The following is an 18327-nucleotide window of genomic DNA, read 5'->3' on the forward strand; positions in this document are numbered from 1 at the left end:
AAGACGGAAGACCAAACTATCGAGATAAAGATTCGGATGGAGATTGGTTAGGAGATAGCGATGAGCGAGATACAGATAATGATGGAGACCGCATTCCAAATTACTTAGATGATGATTCGGATGGCGATGGTATACCAGATGCTTGGGAAGGCAAAGATAAGTGTAGAGAATGTACTAATTCCAACGATGACAATGACAACGGATGGGATGATCGTGGAGAATACAAAGTGGTAATTGATTCGGACAAGGATGGATCACCCGACTTCTTGGACTTAGATTCAGACAATGACTGCATCCGTGATGGAGTAGAAGGTGGAGCAGATTGGGATCAAGATAAATTGGCCAACTTCCGTGATACAGATTCAGACGAAGATGGAATTTTAGATATCGTTGAAGTAGGAGATTGCACTAAACCATGGGATACGGATGGGGATGGCTTGAAAGACTTCGAAGATACAGATTCGGATGGGGATTCTATTCCTGATCGAATCGAGGCAGGAACTAAGCCTAGTTTACCATTGGATAGTGATCTAGATGGAACTTCAGATTATCGAGATATTGATAGTGACAATGATGGTATATATGATAAAACAGAAACGGGTAAAGATGGAAACAATCCTGTTGATAGTGATCAGGATTCGATTGCTGATTATCTCGATCTTGATTCTGATGGTGATACCATACCAGATGAGTTAGAAGCTGGATTCATTCTACAAGTGTTAACTGACACCGATCTAGATGGAACTCCCGATTATCTTGATCTTGATAGCGACGCAGATAGAATACCAGATAAAATTGAAGCTAGTGAAGATGGTAACAAGCCTAGGGATTCAGATCAGGATAAAATATTCGACTTTAGAGATTCAGATTCGGATAATGATGGTCTACCAGATTTCATGGAAGCGGGTTCAAATCCATTAATACCTCAGGATTTTGATGGTGATAAAATACCGGATTACCGCGATACAGATTCTGACGGTGATGGAATTCCAGATTTCATAGAAGCGGGTTCAAATCCATTAAAACCTCAAGATTTTGATGGAGATAATACGACAGATTACCACGATACCGATTCAGACAATGATGGAATTCCAGATAGTAAGGAAGCAGGAATAGACCCTATGATTCCTTTGGATACGGATCAAGATGGAAAAGCCAATTACCTCGATCTTGATTCAGATAATGATACCATTTGGGATAAAATAGAGGCAGGTGATAGTCCCCAATTACCCCTAGATACAGATAAAGACGGCTTACCAGATTATATTGACCGAGATTCGGATGGAGATATCATTCCAGACACAGTGGAAGTAGGTTTTGACCCAAATAAACCATTGGATACCGATAAGGATGGAGTTTTTGATTTCCGCGACTTGGATTCGGATGGAGATGGAATTCCAGATAGAATAGAGGCTGGATTAAATCCAAATAGACCAGCTGATACTGATGGCGATGGATTAGCTGATTACCGAGATATAGATTCGGATAATAATGGAATTACCGACAAGGAAGAGGTAGGCTCTGATCCTTTAAATCCATTGGATACAGATAAAAATGGTATTCCAGATTATTTAGATCCCGATGATGACGGAGATCGTGTTCCAGATAAATTAGAAGAGGATTTAAACTATGGTGCATTACCGGATTGTGATCATGATGGCATACCGAATAGTAAGGATAAAGATGTATGTGAGACCTATATGACGCAAGGATTCTCTCCAAATGGGGATGGTGTCAACGATAAATTTGTGATTCCTGGCATCATGAGCATGCCAAGCCACCATTTAAGCATCTTTAACCGTTGGGGTAATATTGTTTACGAAACCGACAATTATAAAAATGATTGGGGAGGAGAGATTGCAAAGCAAGAATCATTTGTATCAGGTGATGGACGAATTGCTGATGGGGTTTACTTCTATTTCATTGACTTCAAAGGAGCCAAGCCAAATGTTCAATCCTTTATTTATGTAAACCATATGAAATAGCTAAAAAGGCCTATCGTTTGTTTGAATTAACAACTGAATACTTGAAATATTTTGTAGATTGGTTTGTATAATTCTACCAAAATGAACCGTCAAGAATTTATACAGCATTCAAGTCTTCTTTTTATGGCTAGTCAATTTCATATTCCATCCGTCTCAGAAACTAATTGGGCTGGAAATTTGACCTACTCGGCTAAAAAAATCGTATTCCCAAGCAACCTTGACGAATTAAGAAAAGAAGTATTAGCGGCCAAACAGCCTAAAGCCTTGGGATCTAAACATTCGTTTAATACCATTGCTAATACGACTGATACACTGATTTCTACCTCCAAATTGGATAAATTGATTACTATAGATCGTCAAAAGATGTGGGTTTGGGTGGAAGCTGGTATCAAGTATGGAACACTTGGTTTATTATTAGATCAAGAAGGTTTTGCATTACATAATTTGGCCTCCTTACCACATATTTCAGTGGCTGGGGCATGTGCAACGGCCACTCACGGTTCAGGTGATAGAAATGGTAATTTATCTTCGGCAGTACGCGGGCTTGAAATCATGAAAGCCGATGGAACCTTGGAACGTTGGGAGCAAGGCCATCCTGATTTTAATGGCGTCGTTGTCAATATTGGTGCTTTAGGCATGGTAACCAAAATCGCCTTAGCCATTCAACCAACATTCGAAGTAAGCCAATTTGTCTTCGAAAATTTATCGATGAATCAATTGAAAGACCATTTTGATGAAGTTTATCAAGAAGGATATTCGGTTAGTATGTTTACCCATTGGGAAAATAAGACCATCAATCAATTGTGGATTAAGAAAAGATCGAATGCCAAGAATATTCATCCTGTAAAGGAGTATTTTGGTGCCACTGCTGCGACCACACATTTGCATCCAATTAAAATTAATTCGCCAGTCAATTGTACCGAACAAATGGGAATTTCGGGACCTTGGTATGAACGATTGCCGCACTTTAAAATGGGTTTTACACCTAGTAATGGGGCTGAGTTACAATCAGAATACTTTGTGCCAAGGAAATATGCCTATCAAGCCATCATGGCCATTGAAGCGATTCATTCCATTTTTGTACCCTATTTATTTGTAAGCGAAATTAGAAGTATTGCAGCTGATGAATTATGGTTAAGTCCTGCATATCAACAAGATATGATTGCCATTCACTTTACTTGGAAGCCTGATACACCACATGTGCTTACTGTATTACCGGATATTGAAGCAGCTTTGGAGTCATTTGAAGTAAAACCACATTGGGGAAAATTATTTACCATGAGTCCACAAAAATTGCAATCTAGATATCCCAAATTCAAAGATTTTCAGGTTTTGGCCAAGCGCTTGGATCCTCTAGGACATTGGCGAAATGAGTTTTTGAATAGATACATATAAGTTGAATTTGTTTAAATTAAGGGAGTGCAAAAGCTACATATTGATTGTTTTTGTGTGTTCCTAATTTGGTTCCTCCACATGCAATGACGATATATTGCTTTCCTCCAGCCATATAGGTAGAAGGCGTGGCAAATCCAGCTGCTGGTAAATGGGTTTCCCAAATTAGTTGACCAGTTTTTGATTCAAAAACTATGAATTTCCCGTCTTTGGTAGCTGCTATGAATAGTAATCCATTGGCTGTAATTAATGGACCTCCATAATTTTCTATCCCTGTATTTTTGATTCCTTTTTTGGCTAATTCAAGATCTTCTCCTAAAGGTATTTTCCATATATATTCTCCTGTATTCATATCGATTGCATTTAAAGTACCCCATGGTGGTTTAATTCCAGGCCTACCTTGTGCATCTAAGAATTTATTGTAACCAGCCATTCGATAGGGGATTTTAGCTTTTCCTGTCGAATTTTGACTACTAATTTCTTGTTTATCTTCGTTACCTAAAAACGACAAAATGGATTCGATCTCATTATTTTTTAATTGTGTAAATCCTGGCATCATCCCTTTACCTTGTTGGATGATTTGTTTGACGAATGCTTTATCTCTTCTTTTAAAAATATCCACTAAAGATGGATATCCACTTAAACTATTTCCTTGTAATTCTGCTCCATGGCAGTTTTGACAATAGTTTTGGTAAAGTCTTTTAGCGTTGCTTATTTTTAGTTTTTCCTTTTCCGCTTGATTTTCCATTTTTTGAACCCAAGCCATCTCATTGCTATTTACGTATAAAATTCCCTTTACAGGATCAGCTGCGGCTCCTCCCCATTCTCCTCCTCCATCAAAGCCTGGAAATATCAGTGTCCCCACTTCACTTGGTGGAGCATAAAAGCCTTTGTTGAATTTTTTCAGCTGTTGACTTAATTCTTCTTTGTTTTCTGCGAATGGACTTACATCAAGATGGCTGATTTCAAACGACTGTCGAGCATAAGGAGCAGGTTTACTAGGATATGGTTGGCTAGGCCAAGGTTTCTCACCCGCTAATCCTTTTGTAGCTACTTTCTTTTCCAAGATGGGGAAAAGTGCTTTTCCTGTAGTTCTGTCGAATAGAAACACAAAACCTTGCTTAGTAATTTGCGCCACAGCATCAACGTATTTTCCTTGATGTTTTACTCGGATTAAATTGGGAGGTGCTGGTAAATCCCTATCCCATAAATCGTGGTGAGTAGTTTGAAAATGCCATAGGCGCTTTCCTGTTTTTGCATCCAAGGCTATCAAACAATTGGCAAATAGGTTAGCTCCTGGTCTATTTCCTCCCCAGAAATCATATCCAGCCGAACCAGTAGGAACAAAAAGTATGCCTCTTTTTTCATCAACCGCCATTCCTGCCCAATTATTGGCAGCTCCTACATAGGTGTTTTTATAGGCATCTTTAGGGAAACTGGCATATCCATATTCACCAGGATAAGGAATCGTATGAAAAGTCCAAACTAATTTACCTGTCCTAACATCAAAGGCCCGAATATCACCTGGTGCAGCATCTTCTTCTTCAGAAAGCCGTAAGGGCATGATGATTAAATCCTGATAGATGGTACCAGGAGTATTGGAAAGTAGAAATTTGTTTTGGGCAATTTTAGGTAATCCTGTATGTAAATCTATTTTGCCTCCTTGACCAAATGACGGTATGGGTTTTCCTGTTTTAGCATCTAATGCCCATAAATTTGGCCCTGCTGTGTATAAAATTCTAGCTTCTTGTTCATGTCTCCAATAAGAAACGCCCCGACTTGTACTGGCCCAATTTTTTAATGGGTCTCCAAATCGCCAAATTTCTTTTCCGGTGGCGGCATTCAAAGCAAAGGCTTGAACGGAGGCATTAACACCATATAAAACTCCATTAATGATGATCGGATTAGCTTGAATTTGACCAGAATCACCACTAGCATAGGTCCAGGCTACTTTTAATTGTTGCACATTTTCTAATGTAATCTGACTTAATGTAGAATAATGATTACGGTCTGCACCACCTAAATAGGATGGCCAATCTTCATTGGATTGTATTGTTAAAAAAGAACTGCCCAAGAGAAAAATCAATAATGCTAAGGCTGAAAGATGGGGTATTTTACTTTTCATAGGCTTAATTTAATAATAAATAGTACTTTCATTAGCCTGCCTTGAATTGTTTTTATCATTTCTTCTGTTACATTAGCAAGCTAAATTTGAGGAATTATTCCTTAAATGATTGATTAAATGGCTAAGTATGATGTCATGTTAATTGATTAGAGATTAGAATAGTTTCACATTTCGCTTTTTAGGTAAGAATTAAAAATAAATAATAAATAGATCAAATGGGTTCATTATTAGGTTTGTTGTTTCACAGCTTGGGAGGCTTTGCTTCAGGTAGTTTTTATATTCCTTATAGAAAGATTGAAGTCTGGTCTTGGGAAAGTGCTTGGATTGTAGGAGGTGTGTTTTCATGGATATTGGTACCATTTGTAGCAGCCTATTTGACCATCCCTGATTTCATGCAAATTATTCAGCAAGCTAATTCTAGTACATTATTCTGGACTTATGCATTTGGTGTATTATGGGGAATAGGTGGTTTAACCTTTGGTTTAGCCATGCGTTATTTAGGAATGTCATTGGGTATGTCCATCGCCTTGAGTTTATGCAGTATTTTTGGAGCCTTAGTGCCGCCAATTTACCGTGAATTTTCAGGCATGGAAGGTATTACTTTTTCTCAAATAGCAAGTAGCACAGGCGGTAGACTTGTATTGTTGGGAATTTTGGTGTGTATTTTCGGTATATATCTGTGCGGAAAAGCAGGTATGATGAAGGAAAACGAATTATCTGATGAGCAGAAAAAAGAAAGCATCAAAGAGTTTAATTTAGTCAAAGGCTTAATAGTAGCTACCATTTCAGGCTTATTGAGTGCTTGTTTTAATTTTGGTATAGAAGCAGGTAAATTAATGGCCAATGAAGCTATTGTTAAAGGTTGTGATCCTTTATTCCAAAATAATGTCATTTTCATCGTTGTACTTTGGGGAGGATTTACTACGAATTTCATTTGGTGCATGTATTTAAATTATAGCAATAAGTCATTTGGCGATTACTTAAATACCAATTCTCCATTACGCAGAAATTATACGTTTGCAGCTGTGGCAGGTACCACCTGGTTTCTTCAATTTTTCTTTTATGGAATGGGAGAAAGTAAATTGGGCAATGGGGCTAGTTCTTGGATTTTACACATGGCTACCATTATTTTAACATCGAATTTCTGGGGTCTGTATTTCAAAGAATGGAAAGGTGTTTCAAAACAAACATTAAGGACAGTAATGGCAGGAATTGTTGTAATTTTGGTCTCTGTTATCATTGTAGGTATCGGTAATTCTTTATAAATGAGTCATTCTAATATTCTTGATGTTATCCATATCGATGAGTTTTCATCGACACCTAAATACCAGCAGCTTGCAAATTCCATCATAGAAGGTATTCGCAATAAGCGGATTAAAAAAGGGGAAAGTTTACCATCGATTAATGAAGTTAGTTTTGAATACTATATCTCTCGCATTACTGTAGAGAAGGGTTATAACTATTTGAAATCCAAAGGAGTAATTGATTCTGTCAGAGGAAAAGGATTTTTTATTAAAATAGATAAGCTACCTGTTGATTTTCGTATTTTTTTGTTGTTCAATAAGTTAAGCGGCCACAAGAAATTGGTATATGATTCCTTTGTGGAAGCCATGGGCGAAAATGCCACGATAGATTTTTATATCTACAATAATGATTTCAACCTATTTAAAAAGATTATTCAATCGAGAGATCGTGATTATTCTCATATTGTGATTATTCCTCACTTTATGGAAGGGGAGCAGAGTGCGAAAGAATTGATTAATCAATTACCCAAAGAGAAATTGATTTTATTGGATAAATTAATACCAGGTATACAGGGAAATTTTGGAGCCGTGTATGAAAATTTTGAAAAAGATATTTACTCTGCTTTAATCCAAGCTAAAGATGATTTAAGTAAATACCATGTTTTGAAAATGATTTTCCCAAATACATCATATTATCCTCAAGAAATTGTTACGGGTTTTACTAATTTTTGCCGTGATTTCGCCTTTGATATGGAAATTGTATCTTCGGCTAGTGCCATAACACCTGCTGTGGGTGAAGCCTACATCAATGTAATGGAGGACGACTTAATTATGTTATTGGAAAAGGTATTGGAGAAGGAATTAATTCTTGGGGAAGATGTTGGTTTGATATCCTATAATGAAACACCATTAAAAAGGTTGTTGTTTAAAGGTATCAGTACGATGTCCACAGATTTTGCTCAATTGGGAAGAACAGCAGCGGAAATCATTAAAACAAATTCTAAGGTACACATCGAAAATCCTTTCTGTCTTATTTCGAGAGCCTCTTTATAGTCCCCTTATCGCCAAATTTTATATGGCAAATCTCTGCTTTTGAGCAATTAAACCTTTGAATTTCCTGAAAAAAGTAGCATTTTTGTAGCTTGATTTAGGTATTTATTTAATTCTATTATAATGAGCAAAACTCCCAGCACCCTTTTTGATAAAGTTTGGGACTCTCATGTCGTTCGTAAGATCGAAGATGGTCCAGACGTTTTTTTTATTGATCGTCACTTCATTCATGAAGTAACCAGTCCTGTTGCATTTTTAGGTTTAGAGACACGAGGTACTGGTGTATTATTTCCAGAAAGAACTTTTGCCACAGCAGATCATAATACACCAACGATTAATCAGCATTTGCCAGTTGAGGATCCTTTATCTGCTAATCAGTTGTTGCAGTTAGAGAAAAATACAAGCAAATATGGTATTTCACATTGGGGTTTAGGAAATCCCAAAAATGGTATTGTTCACGTAGTAGGACCTGAAAATGGTATTACATTACCTGGAATGACCATTGTTTGCGGAGATTCCCATACTTCTACTCATGGTGCTTTTGGTGCTATTGCTTTTGGTATTGGTACTTCAGAAGTTGAAATGGTGCTTTCATCACAATGCATCATGCAGCCTAAACCTAAGAAAATGATCATCAATGTCAATGGAACTTTAGGAAAAGGTGTGACTCCCAAAGACGTGGCTTTATACATTATATCTAAATTATCTACTTCAGGCGCTACGGGATATTTTGTAGAATATGCAGGAGATGTATTTAGAAATATGTCCATGGAAGGTAGAATGACCGTTTGTAACCTTTCTATTGAAATGGGTGCTCGTGGTGGAATGATTGCTCCAGACCAAACAACGTTTGACTACATTGATGGCCGTGAATTAGCGCCTAAGGGTGTTGATTGGGAAAAACAATTGGCTTATTGGAAAACATTAAAAACGGATGATGGCGCTGTTTTTGATCAAGTGATCAATTTCAATGCAACTGATATTGAACCTATGATTACCTATGGAACTAATCCTGGAATGGGTATGGGCATTTCTAAGCACATTCCCAAAGCTACGGATTTAGAAGGTGGTGTAGCCACCTATGAAAAATCCTTAGATTATATGGGATTTGCCGAAGATGATGCCATGATCGGGAAGAAAGTAGACTATGTGTTTATTGGTTCTTGCACGAATGGTCGTATTGAGGATTTCAGAGCCTTTGCTTCTATTGTAAAAGGTCGCAAAAAAGCAGAACATGTTACGGCCTGGGTTGTACCGGGTTCACATATTGTTGAAAAACAGATTAAGGACGAAGGTATTTTTGAAATCCTAACTGAAGCAGGATTTGAATTGCGTCAACCAGGTTGTTCGGCTTGTTTAGCGATGAATGATGATAAAATCCCAGCTGGAAAATATGCTGTTAGTACTTCCAACCGTAATTTTGAAGGACGTCAAGGACCAGGTTCTCGTACCTTATTGGCTAGTCCATTAGTCGCTGCTGCGGCTGCAGTAACCGGTTTGGTTACTGACCCAAGAGAGTTTTTATAAGTTGTTTAAATTAGACCATTATGGCTTACGATAGTTTTAGTGTATTAAAAAGTTCTGCCGTTCCATTACCTATTGAGAACGTAGATACAGATCAAATCATCCCAGCTCGTTTCTTAAAAGCAACGGAGCGTAAAGGATTTGGAGATAATTTATTTAGAGATTGGAGATACGATAAAAATGATCAACCCAAGGCTGATTTCGTATTGAACAATCCTACTTACCAAGGAAAGATCTTGGTAGGAGGGAAGAATTTTGGTTCAGGGAGTAGTCGTGAGCATGCAGCTTGGGCGATTTATGATTATGGATTTAGATGTGTGGTTTCTTCTTTCTTTGCTGATATTTTTCGTGGAAATGCCATTAACGTAGGAATCTTACCTGTACAAGTAAGTCCAGAGTTTTTGCATCTCATTTTTGAAGCAATTGAAAAGGACCCCAAGGCAGAATTTGAAGTGAATTTAGAAGAACAACGTATCAGCATTGTTTCTACCGGAGCTTCTGAAAATTTTGATATCAACGGCTATAAAAAACATAATTTATTAAATGGTTTTGACGACATAGATTATTTACAAGCTATGAAAGACGAAATCGTATCCTTTGCTTCCAATCGATAATTCCTTGAAACGTCATATTGAAATCATGGATACCACCCTTCGCGATGGTGAACAAACCAGTGGGGTATCCTTTTCTGCCAGTGAAAAATTAACCATAGCTCAATTGCTATTGACTGAATTAAAAGTTGATCGCATTGAGATTGCCTCGGCACGTGTGTCGGAAGGTGAATTTCAAGCTGTGAAAAAAATCACAGAATGGGCCAGTAAAAATGGTCTTTTGGATAAAGTGGAAGTATTGACTTTTGTGGATGGTGGAACATCTGTCAAATGGATGTTAGATGCCGGTGCCAAAGTGATGAACTTATTGACCAAAGGGTCTTTAAATCATTTGACTTTTCAATTAAAAAAGACACCAGAACAGCATTTTAGTGAAGTTGAAGCGACTATCCGACTTGCCATTTCCAAAGGCTTAAAAGTAAATGTCTATCTTGAAGATTGGTCAAATGGAATGCGTAATTCAAAAGATTATGTGATTTCATATCTTGATTTTTTGAGCCAATTACCTGTTGATCGTATTTTGTTGCCTGATACCTTAGGCATTTTAATTCCATCTGAAGTAGCATCCTTTATTTCTGAATTAGTTAAACGGTACCCTCATGTTCATTTTGACTTTCATGCGCACAATGATTATGATTTAGGAACAGCCAATGCATTAGAAGCGGTTAGAAATGGAGTTCATGGATTGCATCTAACAGTGAACGGCATGGGAGAAAGAGCAGGTAATGCACCTTTAGCTAGTGTAATAGCGGTGATTAATGATTATCAAAAAGAGGTAGAAGTTTCGGTTGAGGAGAAATCATTGTATTCCGTTAGTAAATTGGTGGAGACTTTTTCTGGTTTCCGGATTCCTGCCAATAAACCAGTTGTAGGAGAAAACGTTTTTACTCAAACCGCTGGAATTCACGCAGATGGTGATAAAAAGAATAATTTATATCACAATGATTTAATGCCCGAACGATTCGGTCGTGAGCGTAAATATGCTCTGGGGAAAACCAGTGGTAAAGCCAATATTGAGAATAATTTGTTGCAATTGGGTATCCAACTTTCAGATGAAGATTTGAAGAAAGTGACCCAGCGTATTATTGAATTAGGAGATCGCAAAGAAGTTGTAACACCGAATGACTTACCTTACATCATTTCGGATGTTTTGGATAGCTCGACCATCGAAGAGCGGGTTCAAGTTCTGAATTATGTGTTAACACATAGTAAAGAATTACGCCCTTCGGTAACCTTGAAAATCTCCATCGACGGAAAAGTCTATGAAGAACATGCGCAAGGGGATGGTCAGTACGATGCTTTTGTGAATGCATTAGAAATTATATTCCAAAAGAATGGTAAGAAATTGCCTCAATTGAAGGATTATGCAGTTAGGATTCCGCCAGGAGGCGATTCTGATGCACTTTGTGAAACCATTATAACTTGGTCTCATCAAGGAAAAGAGTTAATTACCCGTGGATTAGATTGTGATCAAACGGTTTCTGCCATTAAGGCAACTCAAAAAATGTTGAATTTGATTTAGTAACATACAATAATACAAATGGCTAAGAAGCATATTTTAATTGTTCCAGGTGATGGAATTGGACAAGAAGTAACCGCTGTAGGTAAAAAGGTTTTAGACAAAATTGCAGCACGATTTAATCATGAGTTTACTTATGATGAAGCATTAATTGGTCACGTAGCTATTGAAGCTACCGGAGATCCACTTCCTGCTGAATCATTGGAAAAAATGAGAAATTCGGATGCCGTTTTATTTGGAGCAGTAGGTCATCCAAAATACGACAATGATCCATCTGCTAAGGTGCGTCCAGAGCAAGGATTATTAAAAATGCGTAAGGAATTGGGCTTATACGCCAATCTACGCCCAATTAAATTATTTGATGAACTTTTAGGTGCCTCTAGTATTAAACCTGAAATCCTAAAAGGTGCTGATATTTTATTTTTTCGTGAATTAACGGGCGACATCTATTTTGGAGAGAAAGGTCGTAAAAATAATGGTGATACCGCCTATGACGTAGCTGAATATAGTCGCTATGAAGTTCAACGAATTGGTCGTAAAGCTTTTGATGCCGCTAGAACTCGTCGTAAAAAATTAGTATCTGTAGATAAAGCGAATGTATTGGAATCTTCTCGTTTATGGAGAGAAGAAATTCAAAAATTAGCTTTAGAGTATCCAGATATAGAAGTAGAATACCAATTTGTGGATGCTACGGCCATGATTTTAATCAAAGAGCCAACTCGTTTCGATGTAGTAGTAACAGCTAATTTGTTTGGTGATATCTTGACGGATGAAGCTTCTCAAATCGCAGGTTCTATGGGAATGCTAGCTTCAGCGTCTATTGGTGATGGTACTGGGGTTTATGAGCCAATTCACGGTTCAGCTCATGATATCACTGGAAAAGGATTAGCTAATCCAATGGCATCTGTTCTATCCGCTGCTTTATTATTGGATATTTCCTTTGGTATGAAAGAAGAATCAGAAGCTATTATTTCAGCAATCGATCAAGTTTTGAAGAAGGGTTTCCGTACTCGTGATATCGCCGATAAAACCACTGATTCATCCATGATTTTAGGGACTGATGCCATCGGTGAAGAAATTTTAAAATTGCTTTAATTGCCACATTATTTAATAAATTTAGGTCTCCATTTTGGAGACCTTTTTTTATGAACTTTCAAGAAGTATTGTTGGTATTAGGTTCTCCCAATTCTCCCGATGGTCAATTAGGTGCTATTGCCGTGGATCGCGTTAATTATTGTTGGGAAGAGTATCAAAAAAAAGCCAGACCCATTTTATGTACAGGGGGATTTGGTGCACATTTTAATACAAGTCCATGGCCCCATTCAACTTTATTGAAAGAGGAGTTAATGACTAAAGGAGTTCCAGAACATGCATTTTTACCGGTAGCATTATCTTCCAATACCGTCGAAGATGCTGTAAAAAGCAAATTGGTATTAGAAATATATCCTATTAACTCGTTAGTAATTATTACTTCATCTTATCATATTACTCGAGTAAAATTGATATTTGATGTTATTTTATCCAATTTCTCCAAGTTTTATATAGGTGTAGAACATTTGACGGAAATACCAGAATTAGTTGCATTAAAAGCACATGAAGTACAGGCAATTGAAGAATTAAAAATGAATGGATTATATTATTAAATCAACAAATATGAAAAAATTATTAACGTTTATTATGCTATTTTTTAGCTGTTTTACCGTTTTGGCACAAACGAAAAATATAGAATTAACTGATTTGCTGAAGATTAAAACGGTTTCTCAGCCACAATTTTCACCCGATGGCAAAATGTACATTTATTTGCTTAAATCCATCGTGGAAGATCCTGATAAAAAAGGTGAATTTGTTTACCAAAATCATTTGTATTTGGGCGATTTGTCCAGCAAGGAATCTCGTGCTTTGACTTCTGGTAAATTGTCGGTTTCTTCTGCCTCATGGAGTCCTGATGGTCAGTATATTAGCTTTGTTAGGCTTTCAGCTGATAAACCTCAGCTATTCATATTGCCTTTGAGAGGAGGAGAGGCTTATCCCATTACATCAATTCCTTACGGAGTTTCTGCTCCTGAATGGTCAAAGGATGGCTCTAGTATCTTTTTTAGTTCGGAACTTTCAGTTAAGGAATTCTTGGTTGACACGTTGTATAATAAGCGTTCTTGGATTCCTTCATGGACACTTGAAAAACCAGGTTATGATTGGACAAGCTTTCAAAAGAAGTCCATCAAGGCAAATCCAGATGGGAATATCGAGGAAATAAGAGCTTATTTATTTCAAAATGAAAAAGATAAAAAAGCGAAAGTTATTAACCAGCTCGACTTTCAAGAAGAAAGTACCACAAGTGGTGAAATGTCCGTTCCTGCATTCTTTAAAACCTCTGTTTTAGGTAATACGAATCCTGAATTACTCGCGAATCCTTTTAGAAGGATAGATGAAATGAAAGAGCTGACAATGGGCAAAAGCTTTGTTGTATGTTTGCCGGCTGATACGTTAAGACATCCTGATAAGGTTTTGGATAATACCATTGCGATTTATGATGCTGTGGCGAATACTTTTCAAACTTTAGTTGAAAAACCTGGCTATCGCTATTCCAATATTTCAGTTTCACCCAATGGGAAGTATTTGGCTTTCTTTGAACTAAAAGTAGGTGGAATTCCTAGTCCAGTTGCCAAAATCATAGCCTTGAACCCAGGAGTCTATTACCAAAAAATCCTCCCTTTGGATCGAATTATCACTCAATGGTCATGGTCAAAAGATGAAACCACTTTATACTTTAGTGCGCAAGATCATGGAGGTGTTCCTCTTTTTGAATACGATATTGCCCAAGGAAAATTGAAGTCTTTAAGCTCATCGGATGAAGGCGTGCTTGGTTTTGATCAGAAAGATGGACAATTTATTTATGCTAAAACTAAAATTTCGAACCCATCAGAATTATATTTTTCGTCTAAATCCAATCCAAGCGATAATGCCTTGACTGCGTTTAACACGGTTTGGCTAAAAGACAAAGTCATTAGTTTAGCTAGCAAAAAGACATTCAAGAATAATAAAGGTTTGATTATCGATTACTGGGCCATGAAACCCAGTAATTTCCAATTGAATAAAAAGTATCCATTATTGTTAGAAATTCATGGTGGTCCTACAGCCATGTGGGGAACTGGCGAAGCTAGAATGTGGCATGAATTTCAATATTTTGCATCCAAAGGATACGGTATAGTATATTCCAATCCACGAGGAAGTGGTGGATATGGTACGGAGTTTATGGGAGCTAATGTGAAAGATTGGGGCCAAGGGCCTATGTCCGATGTGATGCAAGCATTAGATTTAAGCATTTCGGAAGGTTGGGCAGATACTTCAAAATTAGCTGTTACAGGCGGATCCTATGCAGGTTACCTGGTTTCTTACATGTTAGGGCATACCAATCGATTTAAAGCGGCTTGTTCTCAACGAGGGGTATACGAGCTATCAACCTTTTTTGGAGAAGGAAATGCATGGCGATTAGTTCCAAATTATTTTGGAGGATATCCTTGGGAAAAACAAGCAAGGACTATTTTAGATAAAGAATCACCTTTAACTTATGTGCAGAACATCCGAACCCCATTGATTATATTTCACGGAGAACAGGATCTGAGAACGGGGGTAATTCAATCAGAAATGTTGTATAAGAGTTTGAAAGTGATGGGTCGTGATGTTGAATATGTTCGTCACCCAGGTGCTACCCATGAAATTACTCGTGCAGGTAATAACCGCCAGCGTTTGGATCAGATGCTGAGAACGTATGAGTTTTTTGAGCGATACCTGAGATAGTTATTAGGGATTAGGTATTAGTTGTTAAGTGATAAATGGCCTAAAATCTAATCCCTAATAACTTATAACTAATAACTAACTAAAGTATCTAAAATCTTCATTTCCTTTTACCTTCAGTAAACAAGCGTAAATTAGATCAATCACCGATTCCATATCGGATTTGGCGATCATTTCTACGGTAGTATGCATATACTTTAATGGTAAGGAAATTAATGCTGAAGCTACACCTTCCGTAGCATAAGCAAATGAATCGGTATCGGTACCTGTGGATCTAGAAACAGCTTGTCTTTGGAATTCAATTTTATTTTCATTGGCGATGTCAATAATGAAATCTCTTACATTATTTTGAACCGCAGGACCATAACAAATCACAGGTCCTTTTCCGCATGCCATATCACCTTGAGTCTTCTTATTATACATCGGTGATTGCGTATCATGCGTAACGTCTGTAATGATGGCTAAATCGGGTTTTAAACGCTTCACAATCATTTCGGCACCCCTTAATCCAATTTCTTCTTGTACGGCATTTACCACATACAAGGTAAAGGGCAATTCAATGTTATTATCTTTTAATCGCTTGGCTACCTGAGCTATCATATATCCACCAATGCGATTGTCTAGAGCACGACCAACCAAATATTTTTCATTCAATTCCATGAGGCCATCCTCAAAAGTTACTACTGTACCTACATGTATGCCCATTTCTTCCACCTCTTTCTTAGTAGATGCACCGCAATCAATGAAGATATCGCTAACTGTAGGAGCCTTATCTTTTGTGGTATCACGAACGTGTATAGCAGGCCAACCAAATACCCCTTTGATTACTTTATCCTTGGTATGAATATTGGCACGCATGGATGGAGCAATCAAGGCATCGGAGCCTCCATTTCTACGTAAAAACAAGTATCCATTCTCATCGATGTAGTTAACAAACCAGGAAATCTCATCGGCATGAGCCTCTATAACGACTGAATATGGTTTTCCAGGATTGATAACGGCCACAGCAGTTCCGTATATATCGATAATTTTTTCATCTAAGTAAGGTTTCAAATAATCCAACCAAATTTTTTGTCCCGACATCTCGAAACCAGTAGGAGAGGCATTATTTAAATATTCGTAAAGAAAGTCATTCGATTTTTGAGACATAATTGACATATTTTTTGAAGGTGCAATTTACTAAGGCTAATTTATATTTGAATTTTATCGAAAAAATAAATTTAAGTGTTTTGGAGAGCCATTTTAAAGCTTAAATTTGTAACTAACAGTGAAAATTTATCCAGGTTAGGATTGTTTTTATCATTTTATTAGTAAAACAACATTTGATGAAGAAAATAGCAGTATATACATCAGGAGGAGATGCCCCAGGAATGAATTCTTGTATTCGTGCCATTGTACGAGGTGCCGCTTATCATGGAGTAGAGGTTTATGGCATTGTGAGGGGATATAATGGTATGATTAATGGAGATATTATTCCATTGAATTCACAATCGGTTAGTAACATTATTCAAAGAGGAGGAACCATCCTAAAATCAGCTCGGTCAAAAGAATTTTTAACCACAGAAGGACGTAAAAAAGCGTATGATCAATTGCAGGCCAAAGGAATTGAAGGTTTAGTAGCGATTGGTGGAAATGGTACGTTTACAGGTGCTGAAATATTTTATAATGAATTTAAAATCCCTTGCGTAGGTGCTCCTGGTACCATCGACAACGATTTGTACGGAACTGATTATACCATCGGTTATGATACAGCTGTTAATACAGCATTAGATGCTATCGATAAAATTAGAGATACTGCAGATTCACATGATCGCGTGTTTTTTATTGAAGTAATGGGGCGTGATTCTGGATATATAGCCATTCAATGCGCTATTGCAGGTGGTGCAGAAGCCGTCATGATTCCAGAAAATTTAACTCCAGTGAGTGAGGTCATGGAAACATTGCAAAAAGGCTTTTCTAAAGCCAAATCTTCTTCCATTGTGATTGTTGCCGAAGGAGATGAAGAAGGGAATGCACAAAAAGTGGCTCAGAAGATTAAAGATCAAATGAAAATCGAATTAGATATTCGTGTGACAACTTTAGGACATATACAACGTGGTGGTGTTCCCACAGCAGCTGACCGTATTTTAGCCAGTAGATTAGGTCTAGGTGCTTTGGAAGGACTTTTACGTGGAGAAAAGAATGTAATGGCTGGTGTGGTGAATAACCAATTGGTTTATACGCCATTCCATGATACTATTACCAAAAAGAAACCCGTTTCGGAAGATTTGATTCGTATGGTAGAAATCTTGTCAACCTAGATATAACCCTGGATTTTGTAAACTACAATACCTACAACTTCACGAATCAATTGAAAGTTAATTTGTGAGCTTTTTTCGCTAGGTTTAAAATATGAAAGGAAGCCCCCAGGGGTTTCCTTTTTTAGTATATCAGCAGAATATGGCCTTACTTTAAATCCTTGTTTTTCAAAGCAAAGAATTGAACGTCTTAGGTGCATGGCAGAAGTAATTACCACAACAGTATCATTTTTTATGTAGTTTTTTAACATTCGACTTGAATACAAGGCATTTTCATAAGTATTTCTAGCCTTATTCTCTACAAATATATCATGTGAGGGAACACCCATTTTTATAAGTAATCTTTTTACATTGATTGATTCATTGGATTTGTCTATCATCATATGAGGAATGCTTGTTTCTCCTCCAGTAATCAGTATTTTTTTGATTGCCCCTTGTTGGTACAAATGAAAGGTTTGAATCATTCGATCAACTGCTTCACCAGTAGCGATACGCTCTGGATGGGTATCAGTATATTTGATCATTCCACCTGTCAATAGGACTCCCCAAGTATATGATTTCCCCTTGGCAATGTCTGTGGGATCAATTTCCCAAGCTTGAAGGAAAAAGTTACAAATAGCTCCATTCGTTACAAGTAATAATAGGAAAATGGAGCATAATATGGCCTTTTTGATCTGTTTAACATTTTTTAACCAAAAGGCTATGATCAAAGGTGCTATTATCCAAATTGTTGGAGAAAGTAAGATGTCTAATATTTTAGATAGTATGAAAAACATTGTAATTTT

At 37.2% G+C, this 18327-nt stretch carries 14 protein-coding genes; 11 read left to right on the forward strand and 3 right to left on the reverse strand.

What is annotated here, in order from left to right; all coding sequences use genetic code 11:
• Both U0R11_RS04405 and U0R11_RS04410 read left to right on the forward strand, forming a co-directional pair.
• The coding region (locus U0R11_RS04405; RefSeq protein ID WP_406750048.1) for a T9SS type B sorting domain-containing protein at positions 1-1985 on the forward strand (1985 nt) is incomplete at its 5' end.
• 81 nt (positions 1986-2066) lie between these two features.
• The gene (locus U0R11_RS04410; RefSeq protein WP_406750049.1) at positions 2067-3380 is read left to right on the forward strand and encodes an FAD-binding protein; all 1314 of its coding nucleotides are present in this window, start codon (positions 2067-2069) and stop codon (positions 3378-3380) included.
• 16 nt (positions 3381-3396) lie between these two features.
• On the opposite strand, the gene U0R11_RS04415 is transcribed toward U0R11_RS04410, so the two are convergent.
• On the reverse strand, positions 3397-5502 hold the full coding sequence (locus U0R11_RS04415; RefSeq protein ID WP_406750051.1) for an outer membrane protein assembly factor BamB family protein: 2106 nt from the start codon (positions 5500-5502) through the stop codon (positions 3397-3399).
• 215 nt (positions 5503-5717) lie between these two features.
• On the opposite strand from U0R11_RS04415, the gene rhaT reads away from it, so the two are divergent.
• The 8 genes from rhaT (at position 5718) to U0R11_RS04455 (ending at position 15248) form a co-directional block, all read left to right on the forward strand.
• Positions 5718-6767, forward strand: a complete 1050-nt coding sequence (gene rhaT / locus U0R11_RS04420) for an L-rhamnose/proton symporter RhaT (protein ID WP_406750053.1) — start codon at positions 5718-5720, stop codon at positions 6765-6767.
• Complete coding sequence (locus U0R11_RS04425; protein WP_166374167.1) at positions 6768-7799, forward strand: GntR family transcriptional regulator; 1032 nt, start codon at positions 6768-6770, stop codon at positions 7797-7799.
• A gap of 120 nt (positions 7800-7919) precedes the next feature.
• Positions 7920-9323: a 3-isopropylmalate dehydratase large subunit gene (gene leuC / locus U0R11_RS04430; protein WP_406750055.1), complete on the forward strand. Its 1404-nt coding sequence runs from the start codon at positions 7920-7922 to the stop codon at positions 9321-9323.
• 20 nt (positions 9324-9343) lie between these two features.
• Positions 9344-9934, forward strand: coding sequence for a 3-isopropylmalate dehydratase small subunit (leuD, locus tag U0R11_RS04435; protein WP_406750057.1), 591 nt, complete (start codon positions 9344-9346; stop codon positions 9932-9934).
• Positions 9935-9959: 25 nt separating this feature from the next.
• Positions 9960-11453 carry an alpha-isopropylmalate synthase regulatory domain-containing protein gene (locus U0R11_RS04440; protein ID WP_406750574.1) on the forward strand — a complete coding sequence of 498 codons (1494 nt, stop codon included), beginning with the start codon at positions 9960-9962 and terminating at the stop codon, positions 11451-11453.
• A gap of 18 nt (positions 11454-11471) precedes the next feature.
• On the forward strand, positions 11472-12545 hold the full coding sequence (gene leuB, locus U0R11_RS04445; RefSeq protein WP_406750059.1) for a 3-isopropylmalate dehydrogenase: 1074 nt from the start codon (positions 11472-11474) through the stop codon (positions 12543-12545).
• 50 nt (positions 12546-12595) lie between these two features.
• Complete coding sequence (locus U0R11_RS04450; RefSeq protein ID WP_406750061.1) at positions 12596-13093, forward strand: YdcF family protein; 498 nt, start codon at positions 12596-12598, stop codon at positions 13091-13093.
• A gap of 10 nt (positions 13094-13103) precedes the next feature.
• Positions 13104-15248, forward strand: coding sequence for a S9 family peptidase (locus tag U0R11_RS04455; protein ID WP_406750063.1), 2145 nt, complete (start codon positions 13104-13106; stop codon positions 15246-15248).
• 75 nt (positions 15249-15323) lie between these two features.
• On the opposite strand, the gene U0R11_RS04460 is transcribed toward U0R11_RS04455, so the two are convergent.
• Positions 15324-16394, reverse strand: coding sequence for a M42 family metallopeptidase (locus U0R11_RS04460; protein ID WP_406750065.1), 1071 nt, complete (start codon positions 16392-16394; stop codon positions 15324-15326).
• Between the two features lie 176 nt (positions 16395-16570).
• On the opposite strand from U0R11_RS04460, the gene pfkA reads away from it, so the two are divergent.
• On the forward strand, positions 16571-17545 hold the full coding sequence (gene pfkA, locus U0R11_RS04465; RefSeq protein WP_166374160.1) for a 6-phosphofructokinase: 975 nt from the start codon (positions 16571-16573) through the stop codon (positions 17543-17545).
• On the opposite strand, the gene U0R11_RS04470 is transcribed toward pfkA, so the two are convergent.
• Positions 17542-18318, reverse strand: a complete 777-nt coding sequence (locus U0R11_RS04470) for a YdcF family protein (RefSeq protein ID WP_406750067.1) — start codon at positions 18316-18318, stop codon at positions 17542-17544. The genes pfkA and U0R11_RS04470 overlap by 4 nt on opposite strands.
• Positions 18319-18327 lie beyond the last annotated feature (9 nt).

The organism is Aquirufa salirivi, assembly GCF_045310485.1.
GTDB lineage: Bacteria > Bacteroidota > Bacteroidia > Cytophagales > Spirosomataceae > Aquirufa > Aquirufa salirivi.

Coding starts and splice junctions, on each gene's coding strand:
- leuD (WP_406750057.1), top strand. CDS start 9,344: ATGGCTTACGATAGTTTTAGTGTATTAAAAAGTTCTGCCGTTCCATTA.
- U0R11_RS04470 (WP_406750067.1), bottom strand. CDS start 18,318: ATGTTTTTCATACTATCTAAAATATTAGACATCTTACTTTCTCCAACA.
- U0R11_RS04410 (WP_406750049.1), top strand. CDS start 2,067: ATGAACCGTCAAGAATTTATACAGCATTCAAGTCTTCTTTTTATGGCT.
- U0R11_RS04440 (WP_406750574.1), top strand. CDS start 9,960: ATGGATACCACCCTTCGCGATGGTGAACAAACCAGTGGGGTATCCTTT.
- U0R11_RS04450 (WP_406750061.1), top strand. CDS start 12,596: ATGAACTTTCAAGAAGTATTGTTGGTATTAGGTTCTCCCAATTCTCCC.
- pfkA (WP_166374160.1), top strand. CDS start 16,571: ATGAAGAAAATAGCAGTATATACATCAGGAGGAGATGCCCCAGGAATG.
- U0R11_RS04415 (WP_406750051.1), bottom strand. CDS start 5,502: ATGAAAAGTAAAATACCCCATCTTTCAGCCTTAGCATTATTGATTTTT.
- leuC (WP_406750055.1), top strand. CDS start 7,920: ATGAGCAAAACTCCCAGCACCCTTTTTGATAAAGTTTGGGACTCTCAT.
- U0R11_RS04455 (WP_406750063.1), top strand. CDS start 13,104: ATGAAAAAATTATTAACGTTTATTATGCTATTTTTTAGCTGTTTTACC.
- leuB (WP_406750059.1), top strand. CDS start 11,472: ATGGCTAAGAAGCATATTTTAATTGTTCCAGGTGATGGAATTGGACAA.
- rhaT (WP_406750053.1), top strand. CDS start 5,718: ATGGGTTCATTATTAGGTTTGTTGTTTCACAGCTTGGGAGGCTTTGCT.
- U0R11_RS04425 (WP_166374167.1), top strand. CDS start 6,768: ATGAGTCATTCTAATATTCTTGATGTTATCCATATCGATGAGTTTTCA.
- U0R11_RS04460 (WP_406750065.1), bottom strand. CDS start 16,394: ATGTCTCAAAAATCGAATGACTTTCTTTACGAATATTTAAATAATGCC.